The sequence below is a fragment of the Agreia sp. Leaf335 genome, assembly GCF_001423605.1.
In the GTDB taxonomy this organism is placed as follows: Bacteria; Actinomycetota; Actinomycetes; order Actinomycetales; family Microbacteriaceae; genus Agreia.
In genome coordinates this window covers 594,931-615,411 of sequence record NZ_LMOQ01000003.1, presented here as the reverse complement: position 1 = coordinate 615,411, position 20,481 = coordinate 594,931, and the positions used below count along the sequence as shown (strand labels likewise).

Here is a 20,481-nt window from a genome sequence, read left to right as displayed (position 1 = left end):
GGTCAGTCCGCTACTCCGAGGAGCGTCGGCGACGCACCAGAAGCAGCGCTCCGAGGCCCGCGACCGCCGTGACCAGTGCCAGCAGGGCGACCCGCAGGCTGGAACCCGCGTCGAGGCCCGTGTTCGGCAGCGCCGAGACGGAGGACGCAGCCGGCGTGGCCGCGTGGAACGGGTCGTGATCGGTCAACGTGCGCGGCGTTCCGTCGGGGTTTCGCGACAGAACGGGCTTGCCGTCGTCGTCGAGCTGCGGCTTGCCGGTGGGCACACCGTTCTCGTCGACCTCCGGCACGATCGGCATTCCGACGACAGTCACGTCGTCGGCGTGCGAGTCGGCGACGCCCAGGGTCAGGGTGCCGTCCGAGAAGAACGACGCTCCGGGCGGCAGCATGCCGTGCCAGGTTCCGTCCTTCACGAAGCTGTACGAACTCGGTCCACCGAACGCGCTGAGATCGCTCGTCCAGTCGGTGACGTTCGGGCCCGACAGGGTCGCATCGGCAAGGTCGATCTCGGTGAGCCAGGTGTTTCCGGTGTTGGTCACGACCCAGCGCACGTGCTTCGCCTTGCCAGACTCGTAGGTCACCGCGTGATCGGCGACGTTCGCGTCCTGCGCGGCGGAGACGAGCGGCTTGGTGGGTACGATCCAGTTTCCTGCCGCATCCTTGACCGCGGGGTCGGCCACCGAGCCGTCGTACTTGATCACCTGGATCGCCGCCGTGTAGGCGTTGTAGTCGTTCCGATCGGTCACCGGAGTGCCGGTGGCGGAGCCCTTCGCGTCGACCGTCACGCGGTCGACGTGAGCGGCCACATCCGAGTTGGCGATCGTCAGCGTCGCCGTGCCTGTGATGGTCGCTCCCGGCATCCACTCGGCGGTGCCGGGTTCGAATGTCGCGTCCCAGCGGGCCGTCAGCTCACCATCGACGATGCTGGCCGCGGCCGAGCTTCCGTCGGGGAACGTCCAGACCAGCGACTGGATCGCCGCACCCGAGAGGGTGTCGTCGTGCAGCACGACCTCGCGCAGCCTGTCGGTTCCCGTGTTCGTCGCCGTGATGCTGATCTGGCGGGTCTCCCCCGGCGCGTAGAACTCCCCGTCGATCATCGTGTCGGCGTTGTGGAAGACGCCGGCGACGACATCACCCTTGACGATCGAGACCTTCGGCGTCACCGTCGTGGGATTCTCGAGCGTCACGGCCAGCGTGGAGTTCTGGCCGATCGTGATCGTGACCGCTCCATCGGTACCGATCGGCTGGCCGTCGACCAGGAAGATCGGCTTCGCCCAGCCCGACAACTCCGGCAGACCACCCTTGGGGGCATCCTCCGTGAGGTTCACAACCGTGCCGGCTGGCAATTGCGGGCTCGTGAAGGTCGAACCGTTCGTCAGTGAGAACGGTGCGGGCACCGTCTCGCCCGCCGGCAGGTAGGTGCCGGTGAACGAGAAGCCGGGCGTCAGCGTGTCCGCGGCGGGACCGGTGACCTGCTTCGTGATCGAGAACGATCCGAGGACGAGTTCCGTGGGGTTCGTGAGCACGACCTGCACGGGCTCGACGCCGATCGTGAAGCTCGCGGTGCCATCGGTGTTCGGCGTGACGCCCGCTCCGGAGAACACGGGGGTGCCCCACTTCACGTCGGGAGCCGCGGCGCCGGGTGCCGCCTCGGAGAGCGTCACCACGGTGCCGACAGGAAGGCCCGTCACCGTCTTGACCGAATCGGCCTTGGTCAGCGTCAGCTGCTTGGCCGCCTGACCGGGCGTCGTGTAGCTGACCGTGTAGGCGAAGTCGTCGGGAACAGACTCCGATGCATCACCCGTGACGAGCTTGGTCACAGAGAAGCCGTTGACCAGCTGCGTCGTGGGATTCTCCAGTCCGACAGCAATCGTCGAGCCGTCGCCGATGGTCAGCGTCGTCGAGGCGCCCGGGCTCGCGGCACCGTCACCGACCGTCCAGATCGGCGTCTGCCAGAGGACGTCCGCCGGAGCACCGGTGGGGACCGCCTCACTGACCGTGACGACGGTGCCGTATGCAATGGCATCCGACTTCACCGTCTCGCCGGGCGTGACGATGAGCGTCTTGGGCTCCTCCAGACCGGGGTAGGTGTAGCTCACGGTGAACTGCTGCTGCGCAGAGACCGACGCGGCGGCGTCGCCCGTCACCGATTTGGTCACCTCGAAGAAGCCGTCGGCGAAGAGGGTGTTCGTCACCGTGATGAGGGTCGGCGCGGCACGGGTTCCCGTGACCTTCACCGCACCCTTCGGGCTCACGGAGTAGCTCTTCACCGTGGCATCCGCACCCTCGGTGATGGTGGCCGACGAACCGACCGGCAGGGTGACCGTCTTGCCGACCGGGTCGCTCGGGTCGACGACGATCTTCGCGTTCGTGCCCGCGTCGATCGTGTCGCCGCGGAAGTCGGTGGCGGCCAGATCGACCGTGTACGTGGCTCCCGACGGGGCAACGCCTCCGTCTTCCGAGATCTTCTTGACCACGGCCAGCGTGGCGTCGGCGACGAGCCCCGCATCGAATGTGTGATTGTTCTCGCCCGGCGCTCCGATCGTCGGGATCGAGATCGACGCGGAGGAGTTGTCTTCGACGGGCACGGCGTCGGAGTCGACGGTGTCGTCACCGCCCGCATCCGGGGTCGTGAACCTCACCTGGCTCCAGCCGACCGTGCCGAAGCGCGAGTCGTCTGTGAAGGCGTTGCCCGTCGTCGGCTTGATGAAGCGAACCGTGTAGCTTCCGCTGCCGGGAACGAAGCCCTCGGCTTCGAGAGCCGGGTCGGTGGTGGAGAAGTAGTACTGCCCGCCATCCTTGGTCGTCGTGGTTCCGATGACCTTGCCGTCGGCGTTCACGAGTTCGACCTCGACGCCGTCGAAAGCCGGCTCATCGGCATCCTGGACGCCGTCCTGGTCGGCATCGAACCAGACGCGGTTGCCGATCTCTACCGGGGCGAGCTGGGCGAGCGCCTGCACGACGGCGAGACCGCCGCCCTTCTGGAACGTGCCCGCGGTGCTCGGGGTGGCGCTGTCTCCCGCGTCGGCGATCTGCTGGTAGCCGCGCACGACGGCTCCCGTCGACGGCTGGAACCAGTTCAATCCGGTGACGCGCACCGGAGTGAGCGGGTCGTAGGTGGTGGCGACGATCGAGTCGACTCCGGCCAGGGTGGCGAGACCGCCGAGAGCGATCTCGCGGTGGCTGCCTCCGGCGCCGAGCGCCTGACGATCGTTGTAGTACTCGCCCCCTCCGGGGCCCTCGTTGTTTCCCGTATTCGCGGAGGCGGGCCGGTCGCCGACCTTGCCGTTGTTCTCGAGCGCGTAGCCGGTGGCGGTGGGGGCGGCGACGAGGAGGTCGCCGCTCGCGACCGTCTGGTAGTACGCGGTGTCGCCGGTGTTGGTGCCGAAGTTGCGGTTTCCGCCCTGGATGCTCGTACGGTCTGCCAGCGCCAGGTTCATATACCCGTCGGTGTCGAAGTCGATGTCGGTGAGCATGGGCTGCGGGTAGTCCTGCACAGGGCTGTTCCACGCCGTGCGAGAGACCGATCCCCAGGCGCCCGACCAGACGTCGACCCAGGAGTTCCAGCGGAGGATGGGAGGTCGCTGCGCGTCCGGCACGTTGGCTCCGGAGAGGGTATCGCCCTTCGCGTAGCCGAGCGAGCCGTCGAGCACGGTCGTCCAGACGCCGAGGTCGGACTCGGACGCGCTCTTCACGTGCAGCTGCAGAGTCGCCGCCGTCGAACCCACGGGAAGCTGTTCGCCGCTGTCGACGTACCCCACGAAGAGCTGATTGCGGTGCACGCTCAGCGCCCAGGGGCGCTCACCGCCGCCGAGACCGAGATCGATGACGTTGGCGACGGTCGGCACCGCGTTCGGGTCACTGATGTCGAGCTGGTAGATCTTCTTGTCGAAGAGGTTCACGAAGTACAGCGACTTCTGGTCTGTGCTCACGGCGATGGAACCGATGCCGACCTTTCCGGCCTGCGCGAAGGCGTCCGCGTCGACCGCGGGGCTGTTCGGCGTGCCGAGTCCACGCCCTCCCGCAGACGCGGGAGCCGCGTCTGCGGGCACGGCGCCCACGTCGATTCCGAGCGATGTGACGTCGAGCCAGGACTGCACGTCGGAGGATCCCGACGCGGCCAGGTCTCCGTCGGATTCGACCGCTCCGGTGATGCGGTAGATGCCGCCCAGGCCCAAGGGGCCGAAACCCGCGTGACGCTTGTAGGTCGCCGCGGCGAACAGGCTGCCCGTGCTCGCTTGGAACGACGACCCCCACGTGCCTCCGACCTGCGGCACAGTGGCCAGGACCACACGGTCGGGATAGCTGCCCGTGGGCTGCCCCTGGGTACTTGTGTTGAAGTTCGTGCCCCAGGGATGCGCGACGATGGCCGGCGTCGACGCCAGGCCCGCCGACGTGCTGAGCCCCGAGTACTGGATCGCCGTGACGATCGGCGGGTTGCCCTGCGAGAAGTCACCCGGCGCGTTGACGCCGTAGTCGACTCCGCTGTCGCCGACCGAGACGAACTGCACGCTGGTGCCGTTGTCGTCTCCGTGGCTGGCCGGCTCGTATTCATCCGGCACATCGTCGAACTCGACGCGGACAGCGCTTCCCGCTGACCCGTCGACGGAGATCGAGTACGTGCCATCCGCCTGCGTGGTCGTCGACCAGTTCTTGCCGTGAGCATCCGTCGCGGTGACGGCAACGCCGGCGAGACCCTTGTCATTCGCGATGCCGGTCGTGGCGCCGTTGCCGGAGTCGAAGGATCCGTTCGAGTTGAAGTCGCGATACACACGACCGGAGACGCTGCCGTCGGCAGCAAAGGCGGGAGTACTCGCTCCCGCGAGAATTCCCCCCGCGACGAGCGCGGTGATCACGGAGAACGCGAGAGCCGTCTTTCCGTGCTTCTGGACCCGGATACCGGGATGTTTCTGGACGCTGAAATGCAAGGCAGTTCTTTCCGTGGGAAGGATCATTCGAAGGCGGCGAGGCCGGGGTGAAAACACGCGAGGTTTTCTCAGTTGAAAGCTGAGAATATGCCGACTTTTGGCCCGGAATCGGGGGTTCTCGCCTCGATCGAGCCGATTTCACCCGGGATTTCACCCTCGCTCGACGCCCTGACGCCCAGACCGGGCGCAGCCCCCGCCCGCGTAGTCTTGAGCCATGCCCGAGGGAGATACCGTTTACCGCACGGCTCGACATCTCGATGCCGCGCTGGCTGGTCAGACGCTCCTCAGCTCCGATTTCCGTGTCCCCCGCTATGCGGAGATCGACCTCTCCGGACGCACGGTCGACGGCGTCGTGAGTGCAGGCAAGCATCTGCTCACCCGCGTCGGCGACGTGAGCATCCACAGTCATTTGAAGATGGAGGGCTCCTGGCATCTCTATCGACCGGGGACGAGATGGAAGCGCCCCGCATCGACCGCCCGGCTCATCCTGACCACCGACGACTGGGTCGCCGTGGGGTTCGATCTCGGCACCATCGACGTCGTCGGCCGTGACGACGAGGCCTCCGTCGTCGGACATCTGGGTCCGGATGTGCTCGCACCCGACTGGGACGAGTCAGCGGAGGCCGAGGCGGTCGCCCATCTGGCTGCCTCGCCCGACAGGGAGATCCATGTCGCCCTTCTCGACCAGCGCAACCTGGCCGGCCTCGGCAATGTCTACGCGAACGAACTCTGTTTTCTCAGGGGCCTGTTGCCGACCCGGCCCGTGTCGTCGGTCGATCTTGCGCCCCTGGTCGCGCTCGCTCACCGGGTGATTCTGGTGAACCGAGACCGCACCGAGAGATCCACGACCGGAGATCTGCGTACGGGCCGGCAGAGCTGGGTCTATCGCCGCGAGAACCAGCCGTGCCGTCGCTGCGGCACGCGCATCCGGGCCGGCAAACTGGGCGCCGACGAACTGACGCTGCGCGATGTGTACTGGTGCCCGCGCTGCCAGACATAACGCTTCGGCGTACCCCGGGGAGGTACGTCGTCAACACGGGTATCCTGGCCGGGTGATCGACGACATCAAGAAGCGCGCCCTGCACCGCACCCGCATCCTGGAGGGTCAGCTGCGCGGCCTCGAGAAGATGATCGAGAGCGAGGAGTACTGCCTCGACATCATCACGCAGTCGCTCGCGATTCAGAAGTCGCTCGGCTCGCTCAACAAGCTGATGGTCGAGAACCACCTGAAGACCCACGTGACCGACATGTTCGAGGCCGGCGGCGAGACCCGCGACGGCGCCATCGACGAGCTCGTCAAGATCTACGAGCTCAGTCGCAATCGCTCCTGACCGGCGGCGCCCGCGCGGGCATCCGGTAACGTCGTGCCCGTGACCGATTTCTCTCCGACCCAGCCGCAGATCGACGATTCGGCCGTGGTGTGGTCGATCCCCCGCGACGAGCTCGCGACCCGTCTCCCCGGCTCTCCCCTGCTCGTGATCATGCACGGCTACGGATCGCACGAGGCCGACCTCATGTCGCTCGCTCCGTACCTGCCGGGTGGCATCGTCTGCGCCAGCCTCCGCGCCCCCCTCATCGCGCCGGCCCCGATCGAGAACGGCTTCGCCTGGTTCCAGATCGGCGAGCCGGGCAACCCCGAGCCCGCCGGGGTGGATGCCGCGGCCCGTGGGGTGCTCGCCTGGCTCGACGGCCTCGCGGTCGAACACGGCGCCCCTGCCGCCGTCTCCACTCTCGGCTTCTCGCAGGGCGGCGCCATGGCCCTGCAGTTGTTGCGCCACGCGCCGGAGCGCTTCGCCTCTGCCGTCGTCCTGTCGGGATTCGTCGTCTCTGGCGACGCCCCCGCCGATGCCGCACTCGAGACCCTGCGCCCCCGCGTCTTCTGGGGGCGTGATGAGCGCGACCCGATCATCCCTCCCTCCGCCGTCGCCCGCACGAACACCTGGCTCGAGACGCACGCCGAGGTCGACGCGCGTCTGTACCCGGGCGCGGGGCACGGCATCGTCGGAGACGAGATCACGGCGGTACGCGAGTTCCTCGACCAGACGCTGCTGGTCGCGGCCGAGGCCTGAGAACGGTGGCCAAGAAGTCGGCAACGGCCGGGCCGACGACCGCGGCCACGACAGCGCTGAGCAGAGCCGGCGTCGCGTTCGTTCCGCACGCCTACACGCATGATCCCGCGGTCACGGATTTCGGCACAGAGGCGGCGACGGCGCTCGGGATCGACGCCGAGCGGGTGTTCAAGACCCTGATGGTCGATACCGACGCGGGGCTCGGCATCGGCATCGTGCCCGTCAGCGGAATGCTCGACCTCAAAGCGTTGGCCTCGGCCCTGGGCGGCAAGAAGGCCGCCATGGCGGATCTCGCGATCGCCGAGCGCAAGAGCGGCTACGTCGTGGGCGGCATCAGCCCGTTCGGGCAGAGAACCGCGCTGCCGACCGTGCTCGACGATTCCGCGCTGGACTTCGACACGATCCTGGTGTCAGGGGGCCGCCGCGGATTCGACATCGAGATCGCTCCCGCGGACCTGCTGGCCGTGACCCGGGGAAGGGCCGCACGCATCCGTCGCCTCTGACGAGGGTGCGCGCTATGCGGCGACCTCACTGTCGGTGAGCGCCTCGTCGCTGAGCATCTCGACCCAGCGGGCGAGGAAAGCCGCTCCCGCGTCGTCGTGGATCAGCTCACCCGCCGTGAGCACCGGATAGGCGGTCTCGGGGATCCCGTCCTCCGGGCGCACGTCGGCGTGCGCCACGGTCTCGCCGCGTTCGTGCAGCCACGTCGCCATGGCGTAGTCGCCGCGCGAGTCGCCCATCGTGCGCCACTCCGTCGGCATCGGGCCGGTTCCCTCGAGCAGCATGAGCGCACGCTCCGCCCCGAAATCCTTGCCGACTCTGATCGACTCGAAGTCGGTCGAGATGATCGACGGGTCTGCGCGATACTGCACGACACCGGATGCGTCGGCATAGTCGACGGCGCCGCGTCGCGCCCCGAAACCGCGAGCGTTGAGCAGCGCGATGGCGGTCTCGTCGATCTCGAGCTGGCGCGCCAGGAACGATTCCTTCGACACGTCGAGGCGCTGCTCGTACGTCACAGTCGCGCGCTTGGTCTCGTCGTAGAAGACCAGGTCGGCGTAGTGCTCCCTGACGAGCGCTCGCACATCGTCGTCGAATCCGGGTGGCGGCGCGAGCGAGGCGTCGATGGACAGCTCCCCCGCGCCCTCCGGGGTGATCGCGAACCAGGTCGCTCCCTTCTCGCAGATGGCGAAGACGCGAGCGTGCGCCTCGAGTCCGGCGGCCAGCAACGGCTCGACGACCTCGTCGGCGATGAAGGCATCCGAGCGACCCGTGTTGAAGATCACCGGAACGCCCGCGTTCGCCAATGTGGCGAGATCACGACCGATCGACGGGAGGTTGATGGAGCGGGTCACCGGGCTGGCGATCGGTCCGTCGACGTCGAGAAGAAGTCCGAAGCGGCGAGATGAGGTCACCGACCCATTCTTCCGCACGCCGAGCGCGGAGCCCGCGTCTAGCGGCCCTTCTGGCGGTAGCCACCCGACGGGCGGGGCTTACGCGCCGTTCCCAGAGGGCGTGGCGTCTTCGCCGCCGCACCCTTCGCACCCTTCGCTCCCTTGGCCCCGGTGCGGGGCTTCTTGGCCTCGGCCTTGGGCGTCTTCTCGGTGTTGCCCTGGCCCGAGGCCGGGGCGGTCGCCGGGGCACGAGAACTCGTGGCGCGCCGTCCGCGGACGATGCCGATGAACTCCTCGATACGATCGCTCGGGTCACCGGCGAGCCAGCAAAGGGCGATCTGCGTCTCGGGCAGGTCGAGCACGGGCCTGGCGACCACATCTTTGCGCGCGTGCAATCGGGCCACCGAGTGCGGCAACACCACGATGCCGGTTCCCGCGGCCACGAGGTCGAGTGCATCCTCGACCGAGGCGGGCTCGGGCAGATCGGGACGAGTACCCTCGAGCATCTCGGTCGCCACGTCGGCCCATCCCTCGACCTCGTCGGGGTGCTGGATCAGATGCTCGCCCGCGAGCTCGGCGAGGCGGACTTCCTCGAGAATCGAGAGCGCATTGTCTTTCGCCACGACGACGACGGGCACCTCGTCGTAGAGCCGGATGGCGCTGAGCCCGTCGCGGTCGATGGGCAGGCGCACGAACGCCACGTCGACCGAGTTCTCGCGCAAGACGGACACCGCCTCATCTCCGGGCGTCGGCAGCACCACGAGCGGAATGTCGGGGAAGCGCGTTTCCCATTCCGTCGTCCACTTGGTGATCGTGACGCCGGGAACGAACGAGATGCGGAAGGGAACGGGCCGCGCCGCCTCTTCCGCCGCGATGGCCGTCCGCTCGTCTGCCGCCACGATCAGCTCGGGAGCCGCCTCGAGAAGCGAGCGACCCGCATCCGTGAGCTGTGTGCCGGGCTGTTCGCGGTCGAACAGCGGGTAGCCGAGCTGAGCCTCGAGCTCGACGACGGCCTTGCTCAATCGCGTGCGGGCGATGCCCAACGACGTCGCGGCGCGGCCGAAATGCAGCTCCGTGGCGACGGCGGAAAACCATCTCAGGGTGGTCGGGTCGATGTCCACTGGGCTCCTCGAAGGCTTGTGACCGGGCAACCGGTGCGGTCTCAGGCTACCCTTGGCATCATGACGCCCGCGAAAACCCCCCAGACAATGAAGCCCGCCACCGCGGCCAAGAAGCTCGGCGTGCTTCTGGATGCGACGCCCGCCGACTTCCAGCAGGGCACGGTGTCGCGCACAGAGCTCGACGAGCTGCTCGCCACGCCCCCGGAGTGGGTCGTGCAGCTGCGACTCAACGGCCCGCATCCGCGCCAGATCGTGGCCTCGAAGCTGGGAGTGACCATCTCGGGCCTGGCCCGCGGCGGAGTGACCGAGCCGCTCACCACAGCCGAGATCCAGGACTTGCTGGCGAACCGCCCTGAGTGGCTCGTGCGCGAGCGCGCGACGCAGGCCGAGGTGCGCCGCGAGGCCGCCCGCGTCAAGCAGCTGAACGAGGAGAAGGCCCGCAAGGCAGCCCATCTCGCGCGCCAGGAGAGCCAGCGCGCCGCCGCAGCCTCCAACTGATCCGCGGTGAACGCATCGGTTCCTGACCGACCGGTCGCGGCCGAACCGGGCACCTCGGCGCCCCGTGCCGCCGACATCCGGCGGTGGCGGCGCTACCTCGCCGACGAACAGCTCGAGGCAGCGGTCTACCGCGACCTGGCCCAGCGACGCACGGGCGAGGAACGCGAGATCCTGCTGGCTCTCGCCGATGCCGAGGCCCGGCACGAGCAGCACTGGCGCCGCCTGCTGGGAGATGACGTCGGGCGCACGCTGCGGGGGGCCACCCGCACTCGAATCCTCGGCTTTCTGGCCCGACGCTTCGGCTCGGTCTTCGTTCTCGCCCTCGCGCAGAGGGCCGAGGGTCGCTCGCCTTACGACACCGACACCGACGCGACGGCCGCGATGGCCGCAGACGAGCGCATCCACCAGGAGGTCGTGCGAGGTCTCGCGACTCGGGGGCGCATGCGTCTCTCGGGAACGTTCAGGGCCGCGGTCTTCGGCGCGAACGACGGCCTCGTCTCGAATCTCGCCCTCGTCATCGGAATCTCCGCGAGCGGGGTGCCGACGCACGTCGTTCTGCTGACCGGCATCGCAGGCCTCTTGGCGGGTGCCCTGTCGATGGGCGCCGGCGAGTACGTCTCCGTTCGGTCACAGCGCGAGTTGCTCGAGTCGTCGACTCCCGATCCCGAGGCGCGTTCGGCCGTCGCCGACCTCGACGTGGATGCCAATGAGCTCGCACTCGTGTACCGAGCGCGGGGCATGAGCGAGGCAGAGGCAGAGGAGCACGCGCGCGAGGTGCTGCGCACCCACGACCTCGCTCTCACAGCCGACCCCGCCGTGCACGCGGAGAGCGACGAGCACGAGGCCGTCGGCACGGGACTGAGCGCGGCCCTGTCGAGCTTCTGCTTCTTCGCGTCGGGTGCGATCATCCCGATTCTGCCCTATCTGTTCGGCGTCGAAGGTCTGCCGGCCGTGCTGATAGCCGCCCTGCTCGTGGGCCTGGCGCTGCTCGGAACGGGCGCCATCGTGGGCATTCTCTCCGGCGCTTCTCCGCTGAAGCGCGGGCTGCGCCAGCTCGCCATCGGCTACGGCGCGGCCGCCGTCACGTACCTGCTCGGGCTCCTCTTCGGCACGACCGGCGTCTAGGACTCGCTCTGGGCTGACCGCGGCGGCCGGCGAACAGTATCGTCGCCTCTGTGACGATAAACTCGCTCTGTGAGTTATCGCTTCCTCCCCGCAGTACTGGCACTCGCCCTGGTCGCCACCCTCAGCGGCTGTGCCGTCGACGGGAGCCCGTCCGGCCCCACGACCGCCTCGTCGTCGACTGTGCGCGTGCCGGCCGACGCCGCCACGATCCAACAGGCGGTCGACGAGGTGCCCGAGGGCGGCCTGGTGCTCGTCTCGCCCGGCACCTACACCGAAGAGGTCACGGTGGCGACGAAGAACATCACCCTGCGCGGGCTCGATCGCGATGGCGTGATCATCGACGGCGAGGGGCTCCGAGCCAACGGGATCCAGGTGATCGCCGACGGCGTTCGCGTGCAGAACCTCACGGTGACCAGGCACACGTTCAACGGCGTCCTCGTCACGGGGATGCACGACGAGAACGGCCCCCAGGCCCACAACCTCACGGGCTACCAGAAGCTCGACCCCGAGAAGTTCCCTCCCCTGCAGCGGTTCGAGGTCGACCATGTCACGGCCACCAACAACGGCCTCTACGGCATCTACGCCTTCAACTCGCAGAACGGCGTGCTCAGCAACAACTACGCCTCCGGTTCCGCGGATTCCGGCTTCTACGTCGGCCAATGCCAGAACTGCGCGATCCTCGTCTCGGGCAACGTGGCCGAACGCAACGCCATCGGCTACGAGAACGCGAACGCCTCCGACTCCGTCGTGGTCACCGGCAACAGGTTCTCGGGCAATCGCGTGGGCCTCACCCTGCTCAGCTGGTACCAGGAGGCCTTCGTTCCCCAGCGCGGCGCAACGGTGGTCGGCAACGTGATCTCAGACAACAACTCCGCCGACTCACCCGCCCAGGCGCAGGGCGGCTTCGGCATCGGCGTGGGGCTCTCGGGCGCACAGAGCGACACCCTCGAGCGCAACATCATCGCCGGTAACAGCGTCTCGGGCGTGCAGCTCTCGAACACCGAGGACATCGCGACGACGGGAACGCGCCTCACCGACAACGCCCTCTCCGGCAACGGAGTCGACGTCGCCGATGTCTCCGCACCCCGAAGCCCCACGAGCACCACGTGCATCACCCCCGACACCGGCCTCAGTCTGCTGCCGACCGACCTGGCCGCCTCCTGCTCGGCGGGCGCCTCAGCGGGTGTGCCCACCTCGGCCCTGCCCCAGGTGCAGGCGCCCGCGGGAGTGTCGTTCCTCAAGGTCGGCCGGCCCGTGCCTCAGCCGAACCTCGACGGCGACCTGACCGCTGTTCCCGACGCCCTGCCGAAGAGCGGCCCGGCGGGCTCGTTCGACACCTCTGGCGTCGCGCTCCCCGCCGCGGATCTGCTGGCCGGCAGCGCGGGCACGCGATGACCGACGGAGAACCGCGCACGGGTCCCAGCCGGCGCGCACTCCTCGGCGCGCTCGGCGTCGCGGTGGGCGCGGGCGCCGCGGGCGCTGCTGGCGCGCTGACCGCTACGGGCTCATGGCCGAGTGAGACACAGAGACCGGATGCCGCTGTCACGCCCGCGGGCTCGTCTGGCCAGCCGGTGCCCGCCGCCGGTCGGTATCAGGCGGGAATAGCCAGGCCCGCGACTCCTCAGCATTTCGGCCTGCTGCTCGTCTGCGACCTCGACGGCACCGACACCCCGTGGCTCGGCGCGATCGGCGAGCGGATCCTCGAGCTGACGACGACGTCGACGCCGACAGACGTCTTGCCCGACGGTCCGGGCGATCTCACGGTCACCGTCGGTCTCGGACCGCGAATCGTGGCCGCTCGGGATGCGACGCTGCCCGGCGCCGAGGATCTTCCCGCATTCGCCGGTGACGACGCGATCGAACCGCACCGCCGCGGCGGAGACCTTCTGCTGGCGCTCTACTCCGACGATCCGAGCGTGCTCACGGCCGTGGGCGATGACCTGCTCGCTCTCGTGCCGGGCGCCACCCCACGCTGGCGTCAGCGCCTGTTCCGTGGTCACGGCGAGCGGGGTGTGGTGCGCAACCCCTTCGGATTCCTCGACGGCGTGATCGTGCCGCACGGCGACGAGGAACTCGCCGAGAACGTCTGGATCGGAGCCGCCGACGCCGCGCTGGGGGCGGGCACCGTATGCGTCATCCGGCGGCTGCGCCTCGACACCGCGCGCTTCGCGGCGCTCGGCACACCCGCGCAGGAGCGGGTCATCGGCCGCCAGCGCATCGATGGGACGCCACTGTCTGGTGGGCCGAAAGACGGCGAGGTCAACCTGAACGCGAAGACGCCGGAGGGCGAATTCATCACCCCGCTGCGCAGCCACGCACGCGCCGCGCATCCGTCGTTCACAGGATCATCGCTGATGCTGCGGCGCGGTTACGCTTTCGACGACGGGCTGCTGCCGAACGGCGAGGCCGACGCGGGCCTGGCGTTCATCTGCTTTCAGAACACCCTGCGCACATTCGTCGTCACGCAGCAGCGGCTCGACGAGAACGACGATCTGATGACGTATGCCACCCCCACCGGCAGCGCGACGTTCCTGATCCTGCCGGGGTTCTCGGCGAGCTCGCCGCTGAGGTTCTGAACCTGACTCTACTTCTTCTTGACGTTGGTCACGGCGTCGGAGGAGTGGTTCGCGGTACCGCTCTTCGTCTTCTTGTCTGCCCGCTTCTCTTTCAGAGAGCGTGCTGCCGGCTTGGCGACGGCCTTGCGTGCTGATTTCTCGCCCATGGTGCATCCTCGTTTCGAGAGCCCGGATGACCCTTGACTCGACGATATGCCCTGCGGGTGTTCACGCTCGACCATCCAGGCGACTTGGGAGGATGACCGGTCAGTAGGAGGTCACGTACGAGAACGCCGCAGACATGATGTCGACGACCTTGACGACCACGACGATCATCGACAGGACGAAGACGCCGATGGTGATCCAGATCGGCACCATCGCGCCGCCGCCCGCCCGGCGCCGAACGATGACCGTTCGGCCGATGATGTACACGGTGCTGCCGAGGAAAGTCCAGGCCCAGTGGAACGGTCGGTCGAATCCGCGCGCGTGCAGGGTCTTCCAGTCGAAGTAGGCCAACAGCACCGAGACGCCGTAGATGACGAATCCGAGTGCCTGCACGAGCAGGTACCCCGGGTCACGGAACTGCCCCAGGGGGTCGTTCGCCGAGTCGAGCGAGACGCGCATGTAGGCGTCGGTGTCCCAGAGGGCGACACCGAGTATCGAGAGCAGTGGCAGCAACGTGATCAGCCAGATGAAGGGCGTGTAGACCGGCGTGCCCTGCGCCACCCGTCGCGGCGTTCCGGCCGGAGCGTAGGCCTGAAGCGTGGGGTCGGAGACGTGCTCCGTCCAGTTCTGGCCGTCCCACCACCGACTTCCCGGTCCGCCGGAGGGATCCGGGAACCATCCCGCAGCCGGTGGGACGTTGTCGAAACGGGGTGGGTTCGTCATTCGACGCCCTTCTCGGTCAGCACGAACAGCGGAATCTCGCGCTCGGTCTTCTTCTGGTAGTCGGCGTAGTCAGAATAGGCCGCGACCGCACGCTCCCACCACACGGCTTTCTCTTCGTCGGTCACCTCGCGAGCGATGTAGTCCTTCTTCACCGCACCGTCTTGCAGTTCGACATGCGGGTGGGCGAGCAGGTTGTAGTACCAGACAGGATGCTTCGGGGCGCCTCCCAGAGACGCGACGACGGCGTACTCGCCCCCGTGCTCCACCCGCATCAGGGCGGTCTTGCGCAGCTTGCCCGACTTGGCACCGACAGAGGTGAGCACGATCACCGGCATGCCGCGCATGGTGGTGCCGCGGGTGCCACCCGACGACTCGTACTCCTCGACCTGCTCACGCGCCCAGTCAGACGTGCTCGGCTCGTAGTCGCCTGTCAGTGGCATCAGGGTTCTCCTCGTGTCTATGGTCTGCTGCACCGACACTACGCTGGCAGACGGAACGATTCCCAAAGGAGCACGCTATGGTTCGGCAGAACCGCGCACTGTATGTCGAGTCGACGATGAGGGCCGACATCGATGAGGTGTGGCGCCTGACGCAGACCCCGCAGCTGCATTCACGCTGGGATCTGAGATTCAGTGTGATCGCACCCGAAGCCGCGCAGTCCGCGGCCGTCGACGCCCCCTCCCGGTTCCGCTACGAACGGCGGCTTCCGTTCCACACCATTCGGGGCACAGGAGTATCCCTCGGCGAGCGCACGGGAACTCGCGGCGCCCGCACCTCCGCACTCGTCTTCTCGACCCGCGATCCCCTCTCACCGCTCGCCTCCGGCCGTGGCTACTGGCGCTATCTGCCGAACGCAGATGGCTCGACCACATTCATCACGGGCTACGACTACGTGCCTTTCGCCGGTCGGGCCGGAGCACTGCTCGATCGGATCATCCTGCGTCGCGTTGTGTGGTGGATGACCGCGTGGAGCTTCGATCGACTGCGCATCTGGGCAGAGACCGGAACGCCACCGGAATCCTGGCCGCTCGCATCCGCCGCCGCATTCTGGAAGGCCGAGAGGCCGAAGGCCTCGCGCTGCCGCTCTCGCCCAGCGCGCGCTGCTCGCGACCATGACGCGATGTCCGAGGCCCCGGCGTCGTTGGCTGGGCTGGCCCACGAATGACCGCCGTCTTCGCGCTCGCACTCGGCGAGCAGTTCGAGCGGCTGCACCCGATGATGCAGAAAAGGTTCGGCGTCGGCCTCGAGGCGGGCTACGCGTGCGTGGGAACGGGGGTGATGAGCCGCATCCGTGGCGGACCCTGGTGGACCGTCCCGTTCCTGTGGATCGGGCGCATCCGCAACATCCTGGTGCCGATTCAGGGCACCGATGTTCCTTTCACCGTCGAGAACTACCCGTATCTCGATCCGCTGGGCCGCGAGACGATCACGTTCGTGCGCAGCTATGGCAGTGGACCTCGGCCACATCGCTTCGACGCCACCATGATCTACAGCGAGCGCGCTGGGCGGGTGATCGACTACCTCGGCACGCATCAGCACCTCGCCGTCGACCTCGACCTCACGGTGAACGACGACGGCTCCCTGCTCCTTCTCTCAGACGCTCAGCGCTTCTACGAGGGCCCGTTCGCGTTCCGTTTTCCGATGCTGTTCAGCGGTCGCGCCGAGCTGCACGAGAGCTACGACGACGAGGCGCAGCTCTATCGAATAAAGCTCGAGGTACGCAACCGCTGGTTCGGCTTCCTCTTCGGCTACGACGGCACCTTCAGCTGCGACTTCCCGCCTGCTGTGCAAGCTCCGGCCCGGCTCAAACCGGTTCGGCACGAGCGACGGGAGTAGCCCCCGGGCCCGCGCTCCGCACCGCACCGATGCTCGCGGTCACCACGAGAGCGATGGCGAGCACTCCGATGAGCGAGATGTGCTGAGCCAGCAGCACCACACCGGCGAGCGCCGCGATCGCGGGAGCCAGGCTCATGAGGATCGCGAAACTCGACGAGGGGATGCGGCGAAGGGCGAACAACTCGAGCGCGTAGGGAATCGTCGACGACAGAACGGCGACGGCCGCGCCGAGAAGCAGGATGTCCGGCCGCACGATGGCGGGTCCGGCCGTGGCGAGCCCGAGCGGTAGCGTGAGGACGGCGCCGATGGCCATGGCCAGCGCGAGTCCGTCGAGCCGCGCGAAGCGGCTGCCGGTGCGTGACGAGAGCAGGATGTAGCCGGCCCAGCTCGCTCCCGCGCCGGCGGCGAAGAGCACCCCCACGGGGTCGAGTTCGCCGAAGCTGCCCTGGCCCAGCAGAAAGACGCCGATGAAGGCGAGAACCGCCCAGAGCCAACTGGATGCGCGTCGGCTCGTGGCGACCGAGAGCACGAGCGGCCCGAGCACCTCGATGGTCACGGCTGCGCCGAGCGGGATGCGCGCCAGGGCCTCGTAGAACAAGCCGTTCATCACGGCGAGGGCCACGCCGAACAGCACCACCGTCATCCAGTCGCCGCGGCTGCGGCCACGAACCGACGGCCGCGCTATGACGAGGAGGATGAGGGCGGAGAAGGTGAGCCGCAGCGCGACCATACCCAGCGCGCCGACGCTGGGGAACAGCAGCACGGCGAATGCCGCGCCCACCTCCTGGCACGCCAGCCCTGCGACGACGAGCCCCGCCGCTCCGACGGGGCCGCCGAGACGGGCACGGCTCATTCGTCGAGCAGAACCTTGCCCGGGTTGAAGTGGCGACCGGGATCGACAGCTCCGAAGAGACCGCGCATGATCTTGACGCCCTCCGTCGAGATGTCCTGCTCCATCCAGGGAGCGTGCTCGAGACCGACGCCGTGGTGGTGCGACAGCGTTCCGCCGGCATCGATGAAGGCCTGCTGGATCGCACCCTTCACGACGTCGTAGTTGGGGATCGCATCGCCCGTGTCGAGGTAGGCGAACGTGAAGTACAGGCAGGCGCCCGACGTGTAGGAGTGCGACAGGTGAGCCATGATCCAGCCCTTGACGCCGATCTCGTCGAACGCGTGGTTGGCGCTGGCGATCACGTTGCGGTAGAGCTCGGGCAGCTTGGCCCAGGGCGCGGCCGTCTCCGAGACGTCGGCCGATCCGCCCCAGTCGAGGAACCAGTCGCGGATGTACGGGGTGTCGAACTTCTTCTGGTCGTAGAGAACGCCGGGACCCTTGCCCACGGTGATGCCGCCGTGCTTCTTGACGATGCCGGCGATGATCTTCTGGTTCGTCGCCACGAGCTCTTCGCCGCCCTCGTTGCCGACGAACGACAGGCACATCTTCTCGGTGTCCCAGCCCTTAGCCTTCAAGACGACGCCGAGGCCCTTGGTGGCGAGCGCAGAGAAGCCCTTGCTCTTCTTCGAGGTGGCGAACGAGAACAGCGTCTCGTTGCCGTCGGAGACGCGGGTGATGGAGGGCGTCGCGTCGCTCTCGGAGATCTCGCGCATGGCGGCGAGTCCGGCGTCCCATGTGGGGTAGAGATAGGCGAGGATCTCGCGCTTGGCCGGGATGCGGTGGATCTGCACGGTGACCTCGGTGATGACGCCGAGGCGGCCCTCGCTGCCGAGGATCATCTCGCGCACGCTGGGCCCGGTCGACGTGCTGGGCAGGGCGCGCAGAACGAGCACCCCGCCGGGGCGAACGACGCGCAGCCCCTTGGCGATGTCGGCGATGTCGCCGAACTTGTCGCTCTGCATGCCCGAGGAGCGCGTCGCCACCCAGCCGCCCACCGTGGAGTGCGTGAAGCTGTCGGGGAAGTGTCCGAGGGTCCAGCCGGCCGCGTTGAGCTCGGCCTCGAGGTCGGGCCCCTGGGCGCCGCCCTGGATGCGGGCGAGGCTCGACTCGGCGTCGACCTCGATGACCCGATTGAGCCGGCCGAGGTCGAGGGAGACGACAGTGCGTTCTTCGTTCGCGAGGGGCTCGAGGCTGCCGGCGATGTTGCTGCCGCCGCCGAACGGGATGAGCACGGCGTCGGCAGCGACGACCGCATCCACGATCAGCCGGACCTCGGCCTCGTTGGCCGGGTAGACGACGACGTCGACAGCGCGCGGGAACGCGCTGGTGCGAACACGGATGAGGTCGCGGATGCTCTTGCCGAACGTGTGCACCACGCGGGACATGTCGTCGGTTTCGACGTGGTCGTCACCGACGATGCCGGCGAGCAGCAGAACGAACGACTCCGCCGCACGGCTGGACGGAACATCGATGTCCGCGAATGTCGGCGGCTCGCCCTTGGTCTTGGTGAGGTCGAGTCCCAGATTCTTCTTCACGAACGGCGCGAAGCCCGGCTTGTTCTCGTGGTGGAATGCGACGCCGTCGACGCCCCAGCCCCACCATTTCATGTGCTTGACATCGCTCATTGCAGGGCTCCTCTAGATCGTGGGGACTGGCCAAGGATAGTCGCGGAATGCAGCTCGCGCAGGCGCAGGATCTCCTGCTTGGTGCGCTCGGCGAAGTGGCCCGGGGTCTCCCCCGCGATGGGCCGCAGCGGCTCGCCGAAGACGACGCCGACCGGGTAGCGGCCCCGACGGGGCCAGTTCGCGCCGCGCGGGTGGGCGACGTGGGCGCCGATGAGTGCCATCGGAATGGTGGGAACGTCGCACGAGGCCGCGAGCGCAGCGGCTCCCGGCTTGAAGTTGCCGACTTCGCCGTCTTTCGACCGGGTTCCCTCGGGAAAGATCAGGATCGGAATGCCCCGTGACAGCAGCGAGCGGGCACTGATCGACTTCGCCTTCGATTCCATGCGCTTCACGGGGAAGGCGTTGAAGAACAGGGCGGTGAGGCCGCGCCTCCACCACACCGCGAAGAAGTAGTCGGCTGCGGCGCCGGTGGCCAGATATCGTGCGAGCCGGCGGGGAAGGGAGCCGACGATGAGGGGCGCATCGAGGTGACTGGAGTGGTTGGCGACGACCACGAAGCCGCCGGACAGGTCTTTGAGCTTCTCCCTGCCGATCACCGTGACGCGGGTGAGCGACCAGATCAGGGGCTTCAGGAGGCCGCGTTGCACCACGAAACGGGCGGCCGCGACGCCGGGAGAGTTGAAACGATCCCGTGCGCCGGGGGCGACGCTGACGGGCCCTGCTGGGGCGTCTTCTTCTGCAGCCATCTAGGTGACCGGCTTCTTTCGACTCGAGGAAATCGACCCGGAGACTGCGCGTATCGCACTCCTCGGTGCGTGGCGAGCCAACCAGATGAGGGTTCGGTACCGAACAGTCGGTATGGAGATTACCCTGCCCCGGTCGACGTCGCGCAAGCATGCCGTGACAAGTTGTTCGGCGTCGAGCCACAAGAAGTTTGGAATGCTCGACGCCTTGATTCCGGCACGCTCGTGAAACTCGGTGTGCACCCAGCCCGGGCAGAGCGCCGTCACGCCGATACCCGTGCCGCGCAACTCGACGGCCAGGCCCTCGGTGAACGACGTGACCCACGCCTTCAGCGCCGAGTAGGCACCCATGGTCACGAAACCCGCGGTGCTCGAGACGTTGACGATCTTGCCCGTGCCGCGCGGCAGCATCCCCCGCGCCGCGGCGCCGGAGAGCACGAGCACGGCGCGACACATGACCTCGAACGCGCGATCGTGCGCCGAGACGTCGGAGTCGATCAACGACGTGTGCACGCCGAATCCGGCGTTGTTCACCAGCATGTCGATCGGTCTCGACGGGTCTTCGAGGCGCTCGGCGACGCGTGCCACGTCGGCACGGTCGGCGAGGTCGGCCGGAAAGATCTCGACCGATCGACCCAGCGCGCGGATCTCGTCGGCCATCTCCTCCAGTCTCGGAACGCTTCGAGCGACGAGAACAAGGTCATATCCCTGCGCAGCGAGGGACCGGGAGAACGCAGCACCGATGCCAGACGTTCCTCCCGTAACGAGAGCTACAGCCATGGGGTTAGGTTAGTCTGCTCTTCACGGC

20 protein-coding genes are annotated in these 20,481 nt (G+C 68.0%); 10 read left to right on the top strand and 10 right to left on the bottom strand.

Annotated features, from left to right (window positions below; all coding sequences use genetic code 11):
* Positions 1–10 precede the first annotated feature (10 nt).
* A complete protein-coding gene (locus ASF79_RS13165) occupies positions 11–4,927 on the bottom strand; it encodes a DUF5979 domain-containing protein (protein ID WP_055855529.1) in 4,917 nt (1,638 codons plus the stop codon).
* A 214-nt stretch (positions 4,928–5,141) separates the two neighbouring features.
* On the opposite strand from ASF79_RS13165, the gene ASF79_RS13160 reads away from it, so the two are divergent.
* The 4 genes from ASF79_RS13160 to ybaK are packed head-to-tail and all read left to right on the top strand — an operon-like array spanning position 5,142 to position 7,499.
* Complete coding sequence (locus ASF79_RS13160; RefSeq protein ID WP_055855526.1) at positions 5,142–5,927, top strand: DNA-formamidopyrimidine glycosylase family protein; 786 nt, start codon at positions 5,142–5,144, stop codon at positions 5,925–5,927.
* A 52-nt stretch (positions 5,928–5,979) separates the two neighbouring features.
* Positions 5,980–6,258 carry a metal-sensitive transcriptional regulator gene (locus ASF79_RS13155; protein ID WP_044439959.1) on the top strand — a complete coding sequence of 93 codons (279 nt, stop codon included), beginning with the start codon at positions 5,980–5,982 and terminating at the stop codon, positions 6,256–6,258.
* 39 nt (positions 6,259–6,297) lie between these two features.
* Positions 6,298–6,996 carry an alpha/beta hydrolase gene (locus ASF79_RS13150; RefSeq protein ID WP_055855525.1) on the top strand — a complete coding sequence of 233 codons (699 nt, stop codon included), beginning with the start codon at positions 6,298–6,300 and terminating at the stop codon, positions 6,994–6,996.
* Between the two features lie 5 nt (positions 6,997–7,001).
* Entirely contained in the window at positions 7,002–7,499 is a 498-nt protein-coding gene (ybaK, locus tag ASF79_RS13145; RefSeq protein WP_055855523.1) for a Cys-tRNA(Pro) deacylase, read from the top strand.
* A gap of 12 nt (positions 7,500–7,511) precedes the next feature.
* On the opposite strand, the gene ASF79_RS13140 is transcribed toward ybaK, so the two are convergent.
* A complete protein-coding gene (locus ASF79_RS13140) occupies positions 7,512–8,411 on the bottom strand; it encodes a hypothetical protein (RefSeq protein ID WP_156366253.1) in 900 nt (299 codons plus the stop codon).
* A 38-nt stretch (positions 8,412–8,449) separates the two neighbouring features.
* Positions 8,450–9,511, bottom strand: a complete 1,062-nt coding sequence (locus ASF79_RS13135; protein WP_055855519.1) for a LysR family transcriptional regulator — start codon at positions 9,509–9,511, stop codon at positions 8,450–8,452.
* 60 nt (positions 9,512–9,571) lie between these two features.
* Here ASF79_RS13135 and ASF79_RS13130 point away from each other — a divergent pair, with 60 nt between their 5' ends.
* The 4 genes from ASF79_RS13130 to ASF79_RS13115 all read left to right on the top strand — a co-directional run bounded on the left by ASF79_RS13130 (position 9,572) and on the right by ASF79_RS13115 (position 13,710).
* The gene (locus tag ASF79_RS13130; RefSeq protein WP_055779739.1) at positions 9,572–10,009 is read left to right on the top strand and encodes a DUF5997 family protein; all 438 of its coding nucleotides are present in this window, start codon (positions 9,572–9,574) and stop codon (positions 10,007–10,009) included.
* A 6-nt stretch (positions 10,010–10,015) separates the two neighbouring features.
* The gene (locus ASF79_RS13125) at positions 10,016–11,134 is read left to right on the top strand and encodes a VIT1/CCC1 transporter family protein (RefSeq protein ID WP_082495898.1); all 1,119 of its coding nucleotides are present in this window, start codon (positions 10,016–10,018) and stop codon (positions 11,132–11,134) included.
* A gap of 69 nt (positions 11,135–11,203) precedes the next feature.
* A complete protein-coding gene (locus ASF79_RS13120) occupies positions 11,204–12,529 on the top strand; it encodes a right-handed parallel beta-helix repeat-containing protein (RefSeq protein ID WP_082495897.1) in 1,326 nt (441 codons plus the stop codon).
* Entirely contained in the window at positions 12,526–13,710 is a 1,185-nt protein-coding gene (locus ASF79_RS13115; protein WP_055855516.1) for a Dyp-type peroxidase, read from the top strand. The genes ASF79_RS13120 and ASF79_RS13115 overlap by 4 nt, the downstream gene beginning before the upstream one ends.
* A gap of 8 nt (positions 13,711–13,718) precedes the next feature.
* Here the strand turns inward: ASF79_RS13115 and ASF79_RS17560 are convergent, their stop codons facing one another.
* The 3 genes from ASF79_RS17560 to ASF79_RS13105 all read right to left on the bottom strand — a co-directional run bounded on the left by ASF79_RS17560 (position 13,719) and on the right by ASF79_RS13105 (position 15,017).
* Entirely contained in the window at positions 13,719–13,856 is a 138-nt protein-coding gene (locus ASF79_RS17560) for a hypothetical protein (RefSeq protein ID WP_181035743.1), read from the bottom strand.
* A gap of 100 nt (positions 13,857–13,956) precedes the next feature.
* Positions 13,957–14,577: a DUF2510 domain-containing protein gene (locus ASF79_RS13110; protein WP_055855514.1), complete on the bottom strand. Its 621-nt coding sequence runs from the start codon at positions 14,575–14,577 to the stop codon at positions 13,957–13,959.
* A complete protein-coding gene (locus ASF79_RS13105; protein ID WP_055855512.1) occupies positions 14,574–15,017 on the bottom strand; it encodes a nitroreductase family deazaflavin-dependent oxidoreductase in 444 nt (147 codons plus the stop codon). Before ASF79_RS13105 ends, ASF79_RS13110 begins: the two co-directional genes overlap by 4 nt.
* A gap of 77 nt (positions 15,018–15,094) precedes the next feature.
* Between ASF79_RS13105 and ASF79_RS13100 the strand changes: the two genes are divergently transcribed.
* Together ASF79_RS13100 and ASF79_RS13095 are read left to right on the top strand one after the other, a co-directional pair.
* A complete protein-coding gene (locus tag ASF79_RS13100) occupies positions 15,095–15,742 on the top strand; it encodes a hypothetical protein (protein ID WP_082495896.1) in 648 nt (215 codons plus the stop codon).
* A complete protein-coding gene (locus ASF79_RS13095) occupies positions 15,739–16,413 on the top strand; it encodes a DUF4166 domain-containing protein (RefSeq protein ID WP_055855510.1) in 675 nt (224 codons plus the stop codon). The genes ASF79_RS13100 and ASF79_RS13095 overlap by 4 nt, the downstream gene beginning before the upstream one ends.
* On the opposite strand, the gene ASF79_RS13090 is transcribed toward ASF79_RS13095, so the two are convergent.
* From ASF79_RS13090 to ASF79_RS13075, 4 genes are read right to left on the bottom strand one after another with little or no spacing between them, the layout of a single operon-like run.
* Positions 16,382–17,266 (bottom strand): EamA family transporter, encoded by an 885-nt coding sequence (locus ASF79_RS13090; protein WP_055855508.1) that lies wholly within the window; start codon positions 17,264–17,266, stop codon positions 16,382–16,384. The genes ASF79_RS13095 and ASF79_RS13090 overlap by 32 nt on opposite strands.
* Positions 17,263–18,930 (bottom strand): FAD-binding oxidoreductase, encoded by a 1,668-nt coding sequence (locus tag ASF79_RS13085; RefSeq protein WP_055855506.1) that lies wholly within the window; start codon positions 18,928–18,930, stop codon positions 17,263–17,265. Before ASF79_RS13085 ends, ASF79_RS13090 begins: the two co-directional genes overlap by 4 nt.
* Positions 18,927–19,676: a lysophospholipid acyltransferase family protein gene (locus ASF79_RS13080; RefSeq protein WP_055778236.1), complete on the bottom strand. Its 750-nt coding sequence runs from the start codon at positions 19,674–19,676 to the stop codon at positions 18,927–18,929. Before ASF79_RS13080 ends, ASF79_RS13085 begins: the two co-directional genes overlap by 4 nt.
* A complete protein-coding gene (locus ASF79_RS13075; RefSeq protein ID WP_055855505.1) occupies positions 19,677–20,453 on the bottom strand; it encodes an SDR family NAD(P)-dependent oxidoreductase in 777 nt (258 codons plus the stop codon).
* Between the last annotated feature and the right edge of the window lie 28 nt (positions 20,454–20,481).

Bases quoted from the DNA above. Each gene is read 5' to 3' on its own strand.
- ASF79_RS13160 (WP_055855526.1), top strand. From the start codon at position 5,142: ATGCCCGAGGGAGATACCGTTTACCGCACGGCTCGACATCTCGATGCC.
- ASF79_RS13130 (WP_055779739.1), top strand. From the start codon at position 9,572: ATGACGCCCGCGAAAACCCCCCAGACAATGAAGCCCGCCACCGCGGCC.
- ASF79_RS13115 (WP_055855516.1), top strand. From the start codon at position 12,526: ATGACCGACGGAGAACCGCGCACGGGTCCCAGCCGGCGCGCACTCCTC.
- ASF79_RS17560 (WP_181035743.1), bottom strand. From the start codon at position 13,856: ATGGGCGAGAAATCAGCACGCAAGGCCGTCGCCAAGCCGGCAGCACGC.
- ASF79_RS13110 (WP_055855514.1), bottom strand. From the start codon at position 14,577: ATGACGAACCCACCCCGTTTCGACAACGTCCCACCGGCTGCGGGATGG.
- ASF79_RS13105 (WP_055855512.1), bottom strand. From the start codon at position 15,017: ATGCCACTGACAGGCGACTACGAGCCGAGCACGTCTGACTGGGCGCGT.
- ASF79_RS13100 (WP_082495896.1), top strand. From the start codon at position 15,095: ATGGTTCGGCAGAACCGCGCACTGTATGTCGAGTCGACGATGAGGGCC.
- ASF79_RS13095 (WP_055855510.1), top strand. From the start codon at position 15,739: ATGACCGCCGTCTTCGCGCTCGCACTCGGCGAGCAGTTCGAGCGGCTG.
- ASF79_RS13090 (WP_055855508.1), bottom strand. From the start codon at position 17,266: ATGAGCCGTGCCCGTCTCGGCGGCCCCGTCGGAGCGGCGGGGCTCGTC.
- ASF79_RS13085 (WP_055855506.1), bottom strand. From the start codon at position 18,930: ATGAGCGATGTCAAGCACATGAAATGGTGGGGCTGGGGCGTCGACGGC.
- ASF79_RS13080 (WP_055778236.1), bottom strand. From the start codon at position 19,676: ATGGCTGCAGAAGAAGACGCCCCAGCAGGGCCCGTCAGCGTCGCCCCC.
- ASF79_RS13075 (WP_055855505.1), bottom strand. From the start codon at position 20,453: ATGGCTGTAGCTCTCGTTACGGGAGGAACGTCTGGCATCGGTGCTGCG.